General features: G+C 67.2%; 16 protein-coding genes. 7 read left to right on the top strand and 9 right to left on the bottom strand.

The annotated features are described in order from the left end of the window. Positions 1–20: 20 nt before the first annotated feature. Positions 21–365, bottom strand: coding sequence for a hypothetical protein (locus ACFU4Z_RS00515; RefSeq protein ID WP_379058261.1), 345 nt, complete (start codon positions 363–365; stop codon positions 21–23). After that, positions 365–772: a DUF1707 domain-containing protein gene (locus ACFU4Z_RS00510; RefSeq protein ID WP_379058259.1), complete on the bottom strand. Its 408-nt coding sequence runs from the start codon at positions 770–772 to the stop codon at positions 365–367. Before ACFU4Z_RS00510 ends, ACFU4Z_RS00515 begins: the two co-directional genes overlap by 1 nt. Positions 773–1,033: 261 nt before the next feature. Here ACFU4Z_RS00510 and ACFU4Z_RS00505 point away from each other — a divergent pair, with 261 nt between their 5' ends. Then, positions 1,034–2,629: a protein kinase gene (locus ACFU4Z_RS00505; protein WP_379058257.1), complete on the top strand. Its 1,596-nt coding sequence runs from the start codon at positions 1,034–1,036 to the stop codon at positions 2,627–2,629. Between the two features lie 190 nt (positions 2,630–2,819). Next, complete coding sequence (locus tag ACFU4Z_RS00500; RefSeq protein WP_379058253.1) at positions 2,820–4,892, top strand: protein kinase; 2,073 nt, start codon at positions 2,820–2,822, stop codon at positions 4,890–4,892. A gap of 104 nt (positions 4,893–4,996) precedes the next feature. Here the strand turns inward: ACFU4Z_RS00500 and ACFU4Z_RS00495 are convergent, their stop codons facing one another. The 3 genes from ACFU4Z_RS00495 to ACFU4Z_RS00485 all read right to left on the bottom strand — a co-directional run bounded on the left by ACFU4Z_RS00495 (position 4,997) and on the right by ACFU4Z_RS00485 (position 8,940). Continuing rightward, entirely contained in the window at positions 4,997–5,947 is a 951-nt protein-coding gene (locus tag ACFU4Z_RS00495; RefSeq protein ID WP_379058251.1) for a patatin family protein, read from the bottom strand. Between the two features lie 107 nt (positions 5,948–6,054). Next, positions 6,055–7,869: an acetyl/propionyl/methylcrotonyl-CoA carboxylase subunit alpha gene (locus ACFU4Z_RS00490; protein ID WP_379058249.1), complete on the bottom strand. Its 1,815-nt coding sequence runs from the start codon at positions 7,867–7,869 to the stop codon at positions 6,055–6,057. A 156-nt stretch (positions 7,870–8,025) separates the two neighbouring features. Then, positions 8,026–8,940 carry a sulfurtransferase gene (locus ACFU4Z_RS00485; RefSeq protein WP_379058246.1) on the bottom strand — a complete coding sequence of 305 codons (915 nt, stop codon included), beginning with the start codon at positions 8,938–8,940 and terminating at the stop codon, positions 8,026–8,028. A 166-nt stretch (positions 8,941–9,106) separates the two neighbouring features. Here ACFU4Z_RS00485 and ACFU4Z_RS00480 point away from each other — a divergent pair, with 166 nt between their 5' ends. Next, entirely contained in the window at positions 9,107–9,916 is an 810-nt protein-coding gene (locus ACFU4Z_RS00480; protein ID WP_379058243.1) for a helix-turn-helix transcriptional regulator, read from the top strand. Here ACFU4Z_RS00480 and ACFU4Z_RS00475 read toward each other — a convergent pair. The 3 genes from ACFU4Z_RS00475 to ACFU4Z_RS00465 form a co-directional block, all read right to left on the bottom strand. Then, entirely contained in the window at positions 9,842–10,477 is a 636-nt protein-coding gene (locus tag ACFU4Z_RS00475) for a Maf family protein (protein WP_379058240.1), read from the bottom strand. The genes ACFU4Z_RS00480 and ACFU4Z_RS00475 overlap by 75 nt on opposite strands. Before the next feature lie 78 nt (positions 10,478–10,555). Further along, positions 10,556–10,882, bottom strand: coding sequence for an acyl-CoA carboxylase subunit epsilon (locus tag ACFU4Z_RS00470; protein WP_379058237.1), 327 nt, complete (start codon positions 10,880–10,882; stop codon positions 10,556–10,558). 139 nt (positions 10,883–11,021) lie between these two features. After that, positions 11,022–12,662, bottom strand: a complete 1,641-nt coding sequence (locus ACFU4Z_RS00465; protein WP_379058234.1) for an acyl-CoA carboxylase subunit beta — start codon at positions 12,660–12,662, stop codon at positions 11,022–11,024. 215 nt (positions 12,663–12,877) lie between these two features. Here ACFU4Z_RS00465 and ACFU4Z_RS00460 point away from each other — a divergent pair, with 215 nt between their 5' ends. Together ACFU4Z_RS00460 and ACFU4Z_RS00455 are read left to right on the top strand one after the other, a co-directional pair. Then, positions 12,878–13,066: a hypothetical protein gene (locus ACFU4Z_RS00460; protein WP_379058232.1), complete on the top strand. Its 189-nt coding sequence runs from the start codon at positions 12,878–12,880 to the stop codon at positions 13,064–13,066. A gap of 88 nt (positions 13,067–13,154) precedes the next feature. Next, the gene (locus ACFU4Z_RS00455) at positions 13,155–13,955 is read left to right on the top strand and encodes a biotin--[acetyl-CoA-carboxylase] ligase (RefSeq protein ID WP_379058230.1); all 801 of its coding nucleotides are present in this window, start codon (positions 13,155–13,157) and stop codon (positions 13,953–13,955) included. 57 nt (positions 13,956–14,012) lie between these two features. Here the strand turns inward: ACFU4Z_RS00455 and ACFU4Z_RS00450 are convergent, their stop codons facing one another. After that, positions 14,013–14,966 carry an acyl-ACP desaturase gene (locus tag ACFU4Z_RS00450; RefSeq protein WP_379058228.1) on the bottom strand — a complete coding sequence of 318 codons (954 nt, stop codon included), beginning with the start codon at positions 14,964–14,966 and terminating at the stop codon, positions 14,013–14,015. 206 nt (positions 14,967–15,172) lie between these two features. On the opposite strand from ACFU4Z_RS00450, the gene ACFU4Z_RS00445 reads away from it, so the two are divergent. Beyond that, positions 15,173–15,730 (top strand): PH domain-containing protein, encoded by a 558-nt coding sequence (locus ACFU4Z_RS00445; protein WP_379058226.1) that lies wholly within the window; start codon positions 15,173–15,175, stop codon positions 15,728–15,730. A 40-nt stretch (positions 15,731–15,770) separates the two neighbouring features. Beyond that, complete coding sequence (locus ACFU4Z_RS00440) at positions 15,771–16,448, top strand: response regulator transcription factor (RefSeq protein ID WP_379058223.1); 678 nt, start codon at positions 15,771–15,773, stop codon at positions 16,446–16,448.

Genomic DNA, 16,448 nt, shown 5'->3' with positions numbered 1-16,448 from the left:
GGGGAGCGGCCGGATACGCCTCAGTGGGTGCTCGGCCGCAGTCCGAGGCCGCCCTCGACGAATCGCCGGACGGAGGTCAGGCCGGACTCGAGCGCGGGTTCGTAGCCGGGCCGGGCCCAGCCGGTGATGTCGGCGGTGTCGTCGGCCCCCGGGGTCACGCCGATTTCGGCGACCATCTCCGCGGTCGTCGGTTCGCAGACCGCCCACGAATAATGGGTTTCGTTGTCCCACTGCGTCGTACGCAGTAGGACGTAGTCGGGGTCATCGATGCCGCCCGCAGCCAGGGCAGGCCGGTCATCGATGCGTTCGTCGGCGCGCAGTGCGCGCAGGTACCACGTGCCTGCGTTGATCTCGACCGGTTCCATCAGTCCTTGTCCTCCGCGCGACGACCCCTGCGCCGGTCCCGCCCGCGATCGTGCCGATTGCCGTACAGCAGCGCGCCCATCAATGGAATCGCCAGAAACCACAGCCAGCTATGAGTGAGGAAGAACAGGATGACCGCGACGATCGGGATGACAGCCATCAGTCGCTCCGGCCACTCGGCCATGAACCCCGTGTCGTGCTTGGCAGGCACCGCGGTCGCCGCCACGGGCTCGGGAAGATCTACGAATACCGCGTCCAGATCACCGCGGGTCATCGCGGCCGCGACCACCGCGCTGCGCTCGTCGAACTCGGCGACGCTCAGCCGACCGGCGGCGAAATGGTCGGACAGTCGTTGCATCGCCTGCTCACGCTCCGCGGTGCCGATGCGGATCTCGGGCACGTCACTCATACCAGCAAGGCTAGCGGCTGTCGATGACGATGCGGCCGGTGCGACCCGGCGCGGGGGAGTCGGGACCGACGTGGCACATGGGTGTCGACGGACCGAAGTACGTCGATGGACCCGGTGCGGGTGGTGGGAGAATTCCGTGCCCCGAAGGTGGCGGATTGCGAAATGATCGACGGCTGTCGCAGTGGGGTTCTCGGTTTTGTAGTGCCGGTGCGGATTTCGGGTACCTGTTCGATAGAGAGCAGGCTAGTGAGAGGTTTCGATATGGGCGAGATGTGGTTCGGCCACTACCGCCTCGACCGGTTGCTCGGCAGTGGGGGCACCGGGCAGGTTTGGCTCGCGCACGACAGCGTCACACAGCGTGACGTCGCGCTGAAGCTGTTGGCCGCGGTGCATGCCGTCGACGCCACCTACCGGCAGCGGTTCACCAGGGAGGCTCGGCTGGCCGCCCAGGTCCGTGGTCCGCACCTGGTGCCGATCCACACATTCGGCGAACTCGACGGTCGCCTATATATCGACATGGAGTTCATCGAGGGCACCAATGTCTCTGGTCTGCTCCGACGCGACGGGCCGATGTCGCCGGCCAGAGCGGTGGAGATCGTCGCGCAGACCGCGGCGGCGCTGGACCTCGCCCATCGGGCCGGGCTGGTGCACCGCGACGTCAAACCGTCCAACATCATGGTGAGCCCTAGCGGCTTCGTCCATCTGATCGATTTCGGCACCGCCCACCGGATCGACCAGCCCACGATCACGGCCAGCACGAACGTGGTCGGCACCCTCGCGTACATGGCGCCGGAGCGGTTCACCGGCACCTGCGACGGCCGCGCCGACCAGTACTCGCTGGCCTGCGTGCTCTACGAATGCCTCACCGGGAAGCGGCCCTTCGGCACCGTCGATTCCACACAGCAATTGCGCGCGAATCTGATGGCCGACCCACCACGGGTCACCGCTGTGAATCCCACTGTGCCTGCGGCATTGGACGCCGTCGTCGCCCGCGGCATGTCCAAGGACCCGAACCAGCGCTGGTCCAGCGCAGGCGAAATGGCCTCCGATGCGTATGCAGCGGTCACGGGTCTGGAGACGGCGACGGTCGAGATCACCGCGGCAACTGTGCCCACGCGAACAGCCCTGCCGCAACCGTGGCGCATGGTCGGCTCTCAGCACAGGGTCGAGTCGGCGCGTGCGGCGCGACCGCTGCGTGGAGCGGAGTTGTCAGCTGAGACTGACTCGTTGCGCGGGATCGAGCCGTTGCGTATGGCCGGATCGGTGCGTGCGGCGCAACCGCCGGGCGATCACGAGCCGCCCCGGGTCCGGGGCACGGGTCTCGCTGCCGCGGCTCTCTCGACCCTCCTCGCGATGGTCGGGATGGCGCTGTGGCTCGGGCGCCCCCCAGGCAGCGAGACCGATTCCGCCGCACCGTCATCCATACCGACCTCGGCGAGTCCGGTGCCGCGGCCGCTAGCCCCGATCGGACCGGCACCAGCACAGCCACCGATCGCGCTCGTCCCGGCCGCCGGGCAGCCGTGCAACCCCGCCGTGGACGGCAGCACGGTCGGAGGTGACGGCACCCCGCTCGCCTGCCTGCCCGACGGCCACTTCGCCGAGTGGATTCCAGCCCGGCCCCACGCCGACGCGCCGAAACCGGCCAACGACAAACCAGCCATGGAAAACTCTGGCGACAGCGGTAACACCCCGGGCAGCGACAGCACCCCGGGCAGCGGCAACTCCGATGCCGACAGCGACAACGGCACCAACTACGACAGCAACGCGGACAACGGCAGCGGTCACTCTGGCAACACCGGTCACGGGAACGACAAGCCGCACAACGGCAAACCAGGCCGCAGCAAACCAGGCAAGTAGTGGTCAGCGGGTACGTCGCGTGGACGACATCGGATGGGTGCCTGCGCTTCGGTGGTGAGGTAGTGCTACGTAGGGGACATCACACTGTGCGGGGGTGGGTGGCGGGGCTAGGGTCGGAACAGGTTCGGGCAATCCGGGGTCGCCGGGTTGCCGCCCCACCCGCAGCGGCGCGGTTACCGGGAGGTCAGCGATGGGGGAGGAACAGTTCGGGAACTACCGGCTCGACCGATTGCTCGGTCGGGGCGGGATGGGGGAAGTGTGGCTCGCGCGCGACACCGATAGCGGGCGCGAGGTCGCGCTGAAGGTGTTGTCGGAGAACCTGGCGGCCGATGGGGAGTATCGGCGGCGGTTCGAGCGGGAGGCCCGGCTCGGTTCTACCCTCCGGAACCCTCACATCGTGCGCATTCACGGCTTCGGCGAGCAGGGCGGCCGACTGTTCATCGCGATGGATTACATCGACGGCATCGATCTGGCTGAAATGCTCGGCCGGGTCCGCACACTTGCCGCGGCCGCGGCCGTCGACTTCGTCACGCAGGTGGCCTCGGGACTGGATGCCGCGCATCGGGCGGGGCTGATCCATCGTGACGTCAAACCGTCCAACATCCTGATCGACAGTGCCGGGCACGCGTACCTGATCGATTTCGGCATCGCCAAGGGCATCGGACAGACCGCCGTCACCGCAACGGGTATGGCGATCGGCAGCTGGCCCTACATGGCGCCGGAGCGGTTCAACGGGACGGTCGACGCGCGCTCCGACATCTACTCGCTGGCCTGCGTACTGTACGAATGCTTGACCGGCCGTCGCCCGTACGGCGACACCGACCCACCCCGCCAGATGCACGATCACCTGATGGCCACGCCGCCGTGCGCGGCCTCGGTGAATCCGTCGGTACCGGCGGCGTTGGACGCGGTCATCGCCTGTGGCATGGCCAAGGATCAGGCCAGGCGCTACCCGAGCGCCCGGGACTTCGCGGCCGCCGCCCGCGCAGCCGTCGGCTCGGAACGCTCGAATCCGCGCGCCGGGAATCGGCTGGTCACTTCGCTCGTGCCGACACCGAAGCCGCGCACGAAGCTGCTCGAGCAGTCAGGACCGACGCCGACACTGGTGGCGACTGGTCGATCGGAACCGTCGGCGCCGCTGCCACCACCTGTTGCCCCGAACGGCCCGCCGCCGGATCCGCCGGTGGCCGGACAGCAGTCGCCGGTACCACCCGCGCCTCGACGTCCGACACCGACGAAGGTGATGCCGGAGCCTGGCCCGCAACCGTCGTCACTTCCGTCGCTGGTGAAAGCGCCTGTTGTTCCGAGCAAGTCGCCGAACTCGGCGGCCGATGCGCGGTCAGCGGTCCAGCCTGCGCGGAAGCAGCCCGCGCCGACGAAGGTGATGCCGGAGCCGGGGCCGACACCGACGTTGGTGGTGACCCGGCTCGTACCGCCGCTTGCGCCGCCACCGGTAAGAGGTGCTGTCCCGCAGCAGAATTCGCGATACGCGCCGTACGCGCCCGCGCGGCCCGATGCGACTTTCCCGCCACCGGTCCCGGCGAAACGGCCTGCCTATCAACCGAAGTCGAAGCGGCAGCGCGGCGCCTCGGTTGCGCCGCCGCGATGGCCGGTGTCGCGGGGGCGTCCATGGATCGCGCCGCCGCCCGCGGCCCCACGTCGACGCCGTCGACGGTCGGGCGGCGTGCTCACCAAGGTGATCGGCGCCCTCGTCGTGGTGTTCCTGACGCCCTTCGTGCTCGCGGCGGGGTGCATCGCGCTATTGGCCTCGGGCAGCCGGGGCAGCGATTCGAGCGGTGGTTCGAGCGCAGCGCGACCGACGGCGGCGGCCGAAGAACATCCCGCGCCGCCGCCGGAACCCGGTCCGGCCGGCCCCGCGCCCGCGCAGTCAGCGGTGCGCGACGGGAAGTTCGAATTCGTGGTCACCAGTGCCGATTCCGGCATCTCCCGCGTCGGCTTCCAATCCGCTCGCGGTTCTTTCGTGATCGTCACTGTCACGGTGAACAACATCTCCGACCAGTCGAAGCGGTTCCTGCCATTCGGCCAGCGCCTCATCGATACCCAGGGCCGCGTGATCGACCACGACCCCGCCGCCACCATGTGGCAGACCACCCAGGCCCGCCACAACTACTCCTTCGAACTGCACCCAGGCCAATCCGCCACCACCCAACTGGTTTTCGACGTCGCCCCCGACGCCACCCCGAGTCACCTCGAACTACACGACTTCCCACTCTCCCAGGGCGTCACAGTGATGGTGGGTTGACCACGGGCCGCCGCGCGGGTCGCACAGTGTCGCGGTCGCTGTGCCGGCGGTGTGTCCGAGGTGGACGCAGTGGTCGATTCGTACTGTTCGACGGTCGACCTCTGTCAGGCGGTTTCGCTGGTGATGTCCAGTGCGGCGGCGAGATGGGAGTGGACGGCCCGGCGGCCGATCTCGAGTGCTCGGGCCAGGAGGGTGGTGTCCCGTGCCGCGCTGTCGATGTCGGGGGAGCCTAGCGGGGGGTGGATTTGGAGCGCGGCGTGGCCGAGGCCGGTGAGGAATCGGTCTTCGACGTGTTGCTGGAGCGGGCGCTGTAACCAGGCCCGGTAGGCGCCGGGGGCGCGGACGCGTAGGTAGCCGCCGCCGACGATCTGATGCAGCCGGGAGGCGGGCGGGCGCTGTTCGTCGGTGCGACGGGTGCGCAGGACGAGGGCGTGCGTGGCGCCGTCACCGACTGCGGTGCGGATGGGCACGGTTTCGGCGAGACCGCCGTCGAGGTAATGGGAGTCGCCGAGCGGGACGGGAGGTCCGGCCAGAATCGGCAGCCCGGCCGAGGCGCGCAGCGCGGTCATCAGCGTCCGTTTGTCGACGATGTGGCGGTGCAGGTCGACCGCGAGGCCGGTGCGGATGTCGGTGCCGATCGGGTGGAAGGTGGTCGGATTGGCCAGGATCGCGGGGAAGTCCATCGGTTCGACGCCGTCGTACACCTGATGGACCAGGTAGTTCAGGTCGAAGGCGGGTCGGCCGCGCAGCAGCCGAGCCGGATCGACAGCGCGCCGCATGATGGCGGGATCGGTCCATGACCGCATGCCGGGCAGCGCTCGCCCGCACAGCAGCCACGCGCCGTTGATCGCGCCCGCGGAGGTGCCGTAGACGGCATCGAAGATCGAGGCGAGACCGAGTTCCTCCAGCGCTTGCACCATGCCGCTCGAATAGACGCCTCGGCTGCCGCCGCCCTCGATGACCAGCGCGAGGCGATGTCCGTCGCTGCGGCTCGCGGATTCACGGCGGCCGCGGATGACCTCCGTGACGGCAGGGACAACGGGCGAACTGGTCACCCGATCCACCATACGACAGAGCGGGCGCGGACGTTGGGGTCCAGCGCCCGCTCCAGCGGTTGCTCATGTGCAGTTAACGGGGCACATCCTCGGCTGTGCGGAGCCGTTTACTTGATCTCGGCGAGCACGGTGCCCTGGGTGATGGCGGCGCCCGTCTCGACCGAAAGACCGGTGACGACGCCGGCCTTGTGCGCGTTGACCGGGTTCTCCATCTTCATGGCCTCGAGCACCACGATCAGGTCGCCCGCCTCGACGGACTGGCCTTCCTCGACCGCGACCTTGACCACGGTGCCCTGCATGGGCGCGGTGACCGCGTCACCGGAGGCCGCACCGGCACCCGTGCCGCCACGCTTGCGCGGCTTGGGCTTCTTGCGCACCACACCAGCGCCGTTGCCCCCGGTCGAGCCACCGGCACCGCCACCGCCGCCGAGGCTGAACTGGCCGGGCAGCGACACCTCTACGCGACGCCCACCGACCTCGACGACGACCTTCTGCCGCGGCAGTTCCTCGTCCTCATCGGCAGCGGCGCCAGCCGGGGTGAACGGCTCGACGTTGTTGACCCACTCGGTTTCGATCCACTTGGTGTAGACATCGAACTTCTCGCCGTCCCCGATGAACGCGGGGTCTTCGACGATCGCGCGGTGGAACGGGATGACGGTGGCGAGACCGTCGACATGGAACTCGGCAAGCGCGCGTCGCGCCCGCTCCAGCGCCTGGGTCCGGTTCTCGCCGGTGACGATCAGCTTGGCCAGCATCGAGTCGAACTGTCCACCGATCACGCTGCCTTCGACCACGCCGGAGTCCACGCGCACACCGGGGCCGCTCGGCTCCTTGTACACCGAGACCTGGCCGGGCGCGGGCAGGAAGCCGCGACCGGCGTCCTCACCGTTGATGCGGAACTCGAAAGAGTGGCCGCGCGGGGCCGGATCTTCCTTGAACTCCAGCTCTTCGCCGTTGGCGATGCGGAACTGCTGGCGCACCAGGTCGATTCCCGCGGTCTCCTCGGTGACCGGGTGCTCGACCTGCAGACGGGTGTTCACCTCGAGGAAGGAGACGGTGTCGCCCTGCACCAGGTATTCGACGGTGCCCGCGCCGTAGTAGCCGGCCTCCTTGCAGATGGCCTTGGAGGAGGCGTGGATCCGTGCCCGCTGGTCGTCGGTGAGGAACGGGGCCGGAGCCTCCTCGACCAGCTTCTGGAAGCGACGCTGCAGCGAGCAGTCACGGGTGCCCGCGACGATCACGTTGCCGTGCTGATCGGCGATGACCTGTGCCTCGACGTGGCGGGCCTTGTCGAGGTACTGCTCGACGAAGCACTCGCCGCGTCCGAAGGCGGCGACCGCCTCGCGGGTCGCCGACGCGAACAGTTCGGGGATCTCCTCGATGGAGTACGCGACCTTCATGCCGCGGCCACCGCCACCGAAGGCGGCCTTGATCGCGACCGGCACGCCGTACTGCTTGGCGAACTCGACGATCTCGTCGGCGTTCTTCACCGGGTCCTTGGTGCCCGCGGCCATCGGCGCGTTCGCGCGTTCGGCGATGTGGCGCGCGGTCACCTTGTCACCGAGATCGCGGATCGACTGGGGCGAGGGGCCGATCCAGATGAGCCCGGCGTCGATGACGGCCTGGGCGAAGTCGGCGTTCTCGGAGAGGAATCCGTAGCCGGGGTGAATGGCGTCTGCGCCGGACTTGGCCGCGGCGTCGAGGATCTTGTCGAACACGAGATACGACTCGGCCGAGGTCTGACCGCCGAGGGCGAAGGCCTCGTCGGCGAGCTTCACGAATGGGGCGTCGGCGTCCGGCTCCGCGTACACCGCGACGCTGCCGATTCCGGCATCTTTGGCCGCCCGGATCACGCGCACGGCGATCTCGCCTCGGTTAGCTACGAGTACCTTCGTTATCCGCGCGCTGGCATGGCTGGGCACTGAGCCTCCTGTGTGCAATCTTTTTGGTCGCCCCGTGGTCGATCAAACTTACGTCTCGGGCGAGTGTAGGCAGTCTGCCAACAGACAGTGCACTCGGATAGCCCTACTGAACAGTAGGTCGCACATCACACCAGGGTGCCGGGTGTGGCGTAGGCCTTATCTGCTGCGGGTCTTGCGTGATGCAGCGGCCGGAGCCTCGCCTGGTTCAGCTCCCTTGGCAATGGGCATTCGCACCGAGTTGCCCCATTCGGTCCACGAGCCGTCGTAATTGCGCACCGTGTCGAATCCGAGCAGGAACGTCAGTGCGAACCAGGTATGGCTCGACCGCTCGCCGACCCGGCTGTACACGATCAGATCGTCCGGTGCGGCCAGCGCGCCGTAGACCTCGTCGAGTTGGGCGCGGGAACGGAATCGCCCGTCGGAATTGAAAGTCGCGGTCCACGGGATATTCACGGCGGTCGGGATATGTCCACCCCGCAGCGCGGCATCCTCGGGATTGATCGGTGGCTGGATGAGTTCGCCGGAGTACTCCTCGGGCGAGCGCACGTCGATCAGCGGCCTGCCGAGGTGGCCGAGCACGTCCTCGCGGAAGGCGCGGGCGGTGCTGTCGTCGCGGCGCACGGTGGGGTATTCGCTGCGCGTGAGATGCGGCAGATCGAAGGTGGTGTCGCGCTCCTCGGAAATCCAAGCGTCGCGCCCGCCGTCCAGCAGCCTCACATCCTCGTGGCCGAAGAGCGTGAACAGCCACGCGGTGTGCGCCGCCTGCGCATTGCCCCGGTCTCCGTAGATCACCACCGTGTCGTCGCGCCCGATTCCTTTTGCGCGCATAAGCTCGGTAAAACGGACACCGTCGATATAGTCACGCGTGACCGGATCGTTCAGGTCGCCGCGCCAGTCGATCTTGGTGGCGCCGGGAACGTGCCCGATGTCATAGAGCAGTATGTCCTCGTTGGACTCGACGATCTTGAGTCCGTGCGTGCCTATGTTTGCAGACAGCCACTCCGTGGTTACCAGTCGGTGAGGTTGAGAGTAGGAACCGAATGAGGGATGAGGGTCCTTGGCAACGGGCACGATGTGGGTCCTTCACGCGTGGTAGACGGTGGTTACAGCGGTTCGGGTCTCACAGCGATGGTAGGTGTGAGGCGATAGTGACTCTCGTTTCAGATCACAAATCGGCTTAATGGGCGAATAAATCGAACCCACATCCGATAAAGTCTCCCAGGAGGAGGGGTGAGCTATGTCCGATTCTTGGCCGCGGCGGCGACTGCTCGCGATCCTACGTGGCGCCAGTGAGCCTCTCGACGCCCAGGAACTGGCCAGAATCACCGGACAGCACGTCACCACGGTTCGGTTTCACCTGGACGTACTCACCAAGGAATCCCTGGTGCGGCAATTCCAGCAGCCACCGCGTGGCCGCGGGCGCCCGCGTATCGGATACAGCGCGGTGCAGCGATCGGTCGGCTATCAGGAACTCGCGCAGGTGCTCGCCGACCAGCTCGGCCCCGATCCTCGCCGTCGTTCGGAGGCGGCCATCGCCGCCGGGCGCGCATGGGGCGCCAAGCTCGACGTCGGTGACCAGCGGATAGCAACGCTGGAAGACGCCAAGGACCTCGCGATGACGCTCCTTTCGGAACTCGGCTTCGCGCCGGAACGCGATCAGGCCACCGAGACCGACGATCAGACGCCGATCAGATTGACGGCCTGCCCACTGCGTGAGCTCGCGCGCACGCACTCCGAGGTGGTGTGCGGGGTGCATCTCGGCCTGATCAAAGAGGTGCTCGACCGTGGCGGGGACCGCGGTGCGGTGAATGTGCGGCTGCACCCGTTCGTCGAGCCGGAGCTCTGCGTAGTGCGACTGGAGCTCTTGGCGCAACATGAGCAGGAGATGCGACGGGAGCCGGACATCAGCCGGGACGCGACGGTGGTGCCGGTCGGCGCCGAGGCCGCCGCCGAGCCGCGGATCGCGACGCCGTCAGCGGGCCGCGTGGCCCCACAACTGCGCAATGCCGATCCCAACGTCGCCAAGCAGTCGGCGCAGCAGTGGTAGACCGATCCCGATCACGCTGGACGGGTCGCCGTCGATGCGATCGACGAACCAGCCGCCCATGCCATCGAGGGTGAACGCCCCCGCCACCTGGAGTGGCTCGCCGGTCGCGATGTAGGCGTCCAGTTCCTCGGGTTCGGGCTTGGCGAAATGCACTGTGGTGGAACTGCAGTCGACGGACTCGGCGATGACCGCCCCGTCCCGCATGCGCAGGACGCAATGTCCGGTGATGAGATCCGCACTCCGCCCCGCCATCTCGGCCCAACGGGTCCGTGCGACCTCGGGAGTGTGTGGCTTGCCCTGCAGTTCGTCGTTGATCAGCAGCATCGAATCGCAGCCGACTACCACACAATCCGTGGCGAATTCGGGAATCACGGCGGCAACCGACATGGCCTTCGCCCTGGCCAGCTCGACCACGACGACCTGCGGCCGCGTGTTGTCCGGCAGCGCCGCGGCGACGGCGTCCTCGTCCACATCCGACACCCGCACAACAGGGTCGATGCCCGCCGAGCGCAGCACTTCGCGGCGTGCGGGCGAGGCGGACGCGAGAATCAGCCGGGTCACGACCGCGCTCCGTTGCGCTCGGTCGCGACGTGCCTCGAAGAGATGGTGTCGATGGTCGGCTCGGTGCGTCGACTCACGTCAGTCGCGCAGGTGCGACAGCTGCGGGAAGGCGTAGGGCGAGAACGGCGACGTGCCGCGATGCATGAAAGTCGGTCGGCCCCAGTTGTCGGCAGGGCCGGTCGAGCGGGCGGCGCTCGCGCTGTTGGCGGCGGCGGTCAGCACACAGACCAGTGCCGCGACCTCCTCGTCACTCGGCGAACCCTTGACGATGCGAATGAACGGCTTTTCGCCCGATTCGGCGGACGAAGCGACCAGATCCATGGCCACCTCGATCTCGTCGGTGATCGGGTCGACTGTGAACTCCAGTTCGACGGCGGTCAACACATCCTCTGCCACGGTCGTCACAGTGCCAGATCCTTTCTCTATATCGGTCGGGCTTATTCCCCAACTCGATGTCGAACCGATGAAATGATCTTCCTCCGGAACCGACTGAATTGCAGCTCTATGATCCAGTGTGCGCGGCCCATGACGGTTTATCGCTTGATCACAGCGGAATGTTGCCGTGTTTCTTCGGCGGCAGGGTGACCATCTTGCGCTCGAGCAGGCGCAGCGCGGAGACGATCTGACCACGGGTGTGCGAGGGCGGGATGACCGCGTCCACATAGCCGCGCTCGGCCGCGACATAGGGGTTCACCAAGGTGTCCTCGTACTCGTTCTGCAGCTCGAGCCGCAGCGCATCGACGTCGTTTCCGTTCTTGGCGGCCTCTTGCAGCTGCTTGCGGTAGACGAAGCCGACGGCGCCGGAAGCGCCCATCACAGCGATCTGAGCGGTCGGCCAGGCCAGGTTTACATCGGCGCCCATGTGCTTGGAACCCATGACGTCGTAGGCGCCGCCGTAGGCCTTGCGAGTGATGATCGTGATCTTGCCCACAGTGGCCTCTCCGTAGGCGTAGAGCAGCTTCGCGCCACGCCGGATGATGCCGTTGTACTCCTGGCCGGTGCCGGGCAGGAAGCCCGGCACATCCACCAGGGTGATGATCGGGATGTTGAAGGCGTCGCAGGTGCGCACGAAGCGCGCGGCCTTCTCGGAGGCGTCGATGTCGAGGCAGCCCGCGAACTGGGTGGGCTGGTTGGCCACGATGCCGACGCTGCGGCCGTCGACGCGTCCGAAACCGCAGATGATGTTCATCGCGCGCTCGGCCTGCACCTCGAGGAACTCGTCGTCGTCGAGCAGGCGACGGATGACCTCGTGCATGTCGTAGGGCTGGTTCGGCGAGTCCGGGATGATTGTGTCCAGCTCGCGGTCCTCGTCGGTGAGCGAGTCCTCGATGGCGCCGTCGATCGGGTCGGTCGGCGCTGTGCGCGGCGCGTCGGCGCGGTTGTTGCTCGGCAGGTAGGACAGCAGATCCTTGACGTAGTCGAGGGCGTCCTGCTCGCCGGAGGCGACATAGTGCGCCACACCGGACTTCGTCATGTGGGTGTGCGCGCCGCCGAGGTCCTCCATGGTGACGTCTTCGCCGGTGACCGTCTTGATGACGTCGGGGCCGGTGACGAACATCTGGCTGGTGCCGTCCACCATCACCACGAAGTCGGTGAGCGCGGGGGAGTACACGTGACCACCCGCGGCCGGTCCCATGATCAGCGAGATCTGCGGGATCACGCCGGAGGCCTGGATATTGCGGTGGAAGATCTCGCCGTAGAGGCCGAGGGAGACGACGCCCTCCTGGATGCGCGCGCCTGCGCCTTCGTTGATGCCGACGAGCGGGCGGCCGGTCTTCAGCGCCAGATCCATCACCTTGACGATCTTCTCGCCGTAGACCTCGCCGAGGCTGCCACCGAACACGGTGACGTCCTGGCTGAAGATGCAGACGTCGCGGCCGTCGATGGTGCCGTAGCCGGTGACGACGCCGTCGCCGAGCGGACGGTTGTTCTCCAGGCCGAAGTTCACGCTGCGGTGGCGGGCCAGCGCGTCGAGCTCGACGAAGGAGCCCTCGTCCAGCAGTGCGAGGATGCGCTCGCGGGCGGTCATCTTGCCCTTGGCGTGCACCTTGTCGACAGCGGCCTCACCCATCGGGTGTTTGGCTTCTTCCAGCCGATTCCGCAGGTCAGCCAGCTTCCCAGCGGTGGTGTGGATATCGGGGGAGCCCGCCGATTCCGAGGAGGGCTGCTGCTGGACACTCGTCATGGCTCCGGAGTGTAACGAGTACCAGTGGCTCGCACGAAACGAGCACCGGCTACCGGCGAGTAAAAACCGCAGCTAGATCACGTTGCGTTGTGACATCGGACAGAAAATTCCTGGTCGATTATCGCGTTGGCCTCCAAGAAAATCATTGGTGCGGCGCGCGGGTGCCCAGATAGCCTGAATGCGTCCGGATTTGGGCTCAGGGGAGGAGCGAGGCAATGTGGGAATGGGGTAGGACCGTCGCCGAATACGCCACCGAGGCGACCTGGACGAGACGGCAGACCGCGCCTGCGCAACCGACCGTCGTCGACCCGGAATTCTGGGCCGAGGCGGGCGAATCGGAAGGCGACGAGGCGGACGTCTCCGGTGTGCGAGCACCGATTCGCGAGTACGACCTCGTCTGCTGACCGCGGCTGCGTCGGTGTACCCCGATGGCGACGGCTCCGCCGACCTATCGGGGTAAGCCGGTCGGCCGGCACCGAGTAGCCTGCCGATGTGCACAGGCCACCGTTGGATGCAGAGCAGTTGCGGCGCAGTCTCACCGACGTGCCCGAGCTGTCGTTCTTCTCCAGCATCGATGTGCTGGAGTCGACCGGGTCCACCAACGCCGACCTGATCGCGCGCGCCGGGGAGCCGGATGCGGATCGCAGCGTGCTCCTGGCGGAAGCGCAGGAGCACGGCCGCGGCAGGCATGCGAGAACCTGGGTGAGCCCGCCACGGGCGCAGCTGTCGATGTCGTTGCTGGTGCGCTTGCCCGGCGTCGACCCGGCATCGCTCGGCTGGCTGCCGCTGCTCACGGGGGTCGTGGTGGTCGATGCGTTGCGCTCGACCTCGGGTGTGGCCGCGACTCTCAAGTGGCCCAACGATGTATTGATCGATGGCCGCAAGGTCGCGGGCATTCTGGCCGAGGTCGCGGCGGGCGACGGCGCACCCACCGTGGTGATCGGCATCGGCCTGAATGTGAGCCTCACCGAGGCGGAATTGCCGGTGCCGCACGCCACTTCACTGACGCTGGCCGGTGCCGCCGACACCGACCGCACGCTGCTGGTGCAGTCCCTGCTCACCGAATTCGCTCGACGCTTCACGGCGTGGCAGGCCGCGAACTGGGCGACCAGCGATCTGATCGCCGCCTACCGCGAGCGGTGTTCCACGCTGGGTGCGCGGGTGCGCGCGGAGCTGCCCGGTGGGCAGACGCTGACCGGCACGGCCACCGATGTCGACGCCACCGGGCGCTTGCTGATCGGTGATCGGTCGGTGTCCGCGGGCGACGTCACCCACCTGCGCGCCGAAGTCTGAGCCTTCCGTCCCACTGTGGGACCCCGGCCTTCGCCGGGGTCGCGAACACCGAACAACTCACACCGGCTGCATGATGCCCTTGGCGGCTTCCCGCGCGAACATCCGATCGCGCTGCTCCTCGAACTTGAGCACATCGCCCGCCAGCTTCTCCAGGTATTCGCCGAGCCTTTCCCTGGCGGCCTCGCCGCGCGCACCGAAGTCGTTGCGCTCGAAGATGTTCCACTTCTTCAGCACCGGCTGCACCACTTCCTCGAGGTGCTGGCGCAGGTCGTAGATGCCGTGCTTGGCCATCAGCACGCCGTTGCGGCGGAAGTTCGGCATGCTGTGGCCGGGCATGACGAAATTGGCGAGGATCCCGGTGATCGCCACCATGGCCTGGTCGGGGACCAGATCCAAGCCCGCGCCGCACAGGTTGCGGTAGAAGATCATGTGCAGGTTCTCGTCGGTGGCGATGCGCTGCAGCATGCGGTCGGCGATCGGGTCGTCGCAGACCCGGCCGGTGTTGCGGTGGCTGACCCGGGTGGCCAATTCCTGGAAGGTCACATACGCGACGTTCACCAGGAACCCGCCCCAGTATTCGGGGGAGTGCACACCCTTGGTCATATGGATCATCCTGGCCTCTTCGAGCGCGACCGGGTCCACGCCGCGCGTGACGACCAAGTAGTCGCGCATCGCGATGCCGTGCCGGTTCTCCTCGGCGGTCCAGCGGCCGACCCAGGTGCCCCATGCGCCATCGGAGGAGAAGTGCTCGGAGATCTCGCGGTGGTAGGAGGGCAGGTTGTCCTCGGTGAGCAAATTGGTGATCATCGCGGCCTTGGCGACCTCGTTCAGCTTGGACTGCTCCGGCGCCCAGTCGATCCCGCCCATCGCCGCGAAGTTGCGGCCCGCGTCCCACGGAACATAGTCGTGCGGATGCCAATCCTTGGCCATCGACAGGTGCCGGTTCAGGTTCGCTTCGGCCACCGGTTCGAGTTCGGTCAGGATTTCCAGCTGATTCAGATCCTTGGTCACTCTCGCCTCCACGGTCGGATCAACATTTTGTCTAGCAGGACTTGGCTTTTCCGCAGGTAGAGCGTTCAGAGCTAGGTCGAGCGGACATCACTTGAGCGAGCGGGAGAATCTCGGGCGCGACGAGGGCTGCCCGAGGTGACGATTGTGCAGCACGGCGCGCACCGGTGTCCAGGCATTCTGGCATCCGTACACGGTAGGGTTCCGGCATGGGTTATCCGGAGGAGGTGCTCGCGCCGGACGAGCAGTTGATACTCCATCGTCATCCGCATTGGAAAATGCTGTTCTGGCCGGCGGTGACGTTGATCGTCGCCACCGCGCTCGCCGGTTTCCTCGGTGGCCTCGCCTGGCGCAACACCGAAGCCACCACGCGGTCGATCCTGCTCGGCGTCATCCTGGTCGGCTGGCTCGGCATCCTCGGATGGCGTTGTGTCGCACCGGTTCTGAGCTGGAAATCGACCCATTTCATCGCGACCGACCGACGGGTCCTCATTCGTCAGGGCGTGATCACGCATACCGGCATCGATATCCCGATGAGTCGTATTTCCAGCGTGCAATTCCGGCACGGTCTTTTCGACCGACTGCTCGGCACCGGCACGCTGATCATCGGCTCGTCCTCGGAAGAACCGCTCGAATACGACGACATCCCGCAGGTGCAGCAGGTGCATGCGTTGCTGTATCACCAGGTGTTCGAGGAGTCGCAGGGCCACGGGGACCGGTGGGACGAGCGCGGTCGCCATGGAACACCCGGCGGCGGCCACCGATGAGATGCCCGGCCGCTGCCGCGCCGATCCGTAATCTGGGGTCATGACCGCCGTACTCCTGGCCGAAGACGACGAGGCCATCGCCGCGCCGCTGTCCCGGGCCCTTGGGCGCGAGGGTTATTCGGTGACAGTCGAACGCTTCGGGCCCGCCGTGCTCAAGCGGGCGTTGGAGGGCAACCACGATCTGCTCATCCTCGACCTCGGCCTGCCCGGTATGGACGGGCTGGAGGTGTGCCGTCAGGTGCGTGCTCGCGGCGCGGATCTGGCCGTGCTGATGCTCACCGCGCGCACCGATGAGGTGGATTTCGTCGTCGGGCTCGATGCGGGCGCCGACGATTACGTCGGCAAGCCGTTCCGCCTCGCCGAGCTGTTGGCTCGCGTGCGAGCCTTGTTGCGGCGCAGCGGAATCGGTGACGACGTCGTCGAGGTCGGTGGTATCAGGCTGGAGCCCGCGGCCCGCAGGGTGCTGGTGAACGGCGTCGAGATCGGTTTGGCCAACAAGGAATACGAACTGCTCAAGGTGCTGATCGATCGCGCGGGCCAGGTGGTGGCGCGCGAGACCATCCTGCGGGAGGTCTGGGGCGACGCCGAGCTGCGCGGTTCCAAGACCTTGGACATGCACATGTCATGGCTGCGTCGCAAGATCGGCGACGAGGGCCCGATGGCCGAGCGGCGCATCGTCACTGTCCGCGGCGTCGGCTTCCGGCTGAACACCGACTGA

Source organism: Nocardia sp. NPDC057440, from assembly GCF_042802915.1.
Lineage (GTDB): Bacteria > Actinomycetota > Actinomycetes > Mycobacteriales > Mycobacteriaceae > Nocardia.
This window is presented reverse-complemented; position numbering and strand designations above follow the sequence as displayed.

Coding starts and splice junctions, on each gene's coding strand:
- ACFU4Z_RS00515 (WP_379058261.1), bottom strand. CDS start 365: ATGGAACCGGTCGAGATCAACGCAGGCACGTGGTACCTGCGCGCACTG.
- ACFU4Z_RS00510 (WP_379058259.1), bottom strand. CDS start 772: ATGAGTGACGTGCCCGAGATCCGCATCGGCACCGCGGAGCGTGAGCAG.
- ACFU4Z_RS00505 (WP_379058257.1), top strand. CDS start 1,034: ATGGGCGAGATGTGGTTCGGCCACTACCGCCTCGACCGGTTGCTCGGC.
- ACFU4Z_RS00500 (WP_379058253.1), top strand. CDS start 2,820: ATGGGGGAGGAACAGTTCGGGAACTACCGGCTCGACCGATTGCTCGGT.
- ACFU4Z_RS00480 (WP_379058243.1), top strand. CDS start 9,107: ATGTCCGATTCTTGGCCGCGGCGGCGACTGCTCGCGATCCTACGTGGC.
- ACFU4Z_RS00465 (WP_379058234.1), bottom strand. CDS start 12,662: ATGACGAGTGTCCAGCAGCAGCCCTCCTCGGAATCGGCGGGCTCCCCC.
- ACFU4Z_RS00460 (WP_379058232.1), top strand. CDS start 12,878: ATGTGGGAATGGGGTAGGACCGTCGCCGAATACGCCACCGAGGCGACC.
- ACFU4Z_RS00445 (WP_379058226.1), top strand. CDS start 15,173: ATGGGTTATCCGGAGGAGGTGCTCGCGCCGGACGAGCAGTTGATACTC.
- ACFU4Z_RS00440 (WP_379058223.1), top strand. CDS start 15,771: ATGACCGCCGTACTCCTGGCCGAAGACGACGAGGCCATCGCCGCGCCG.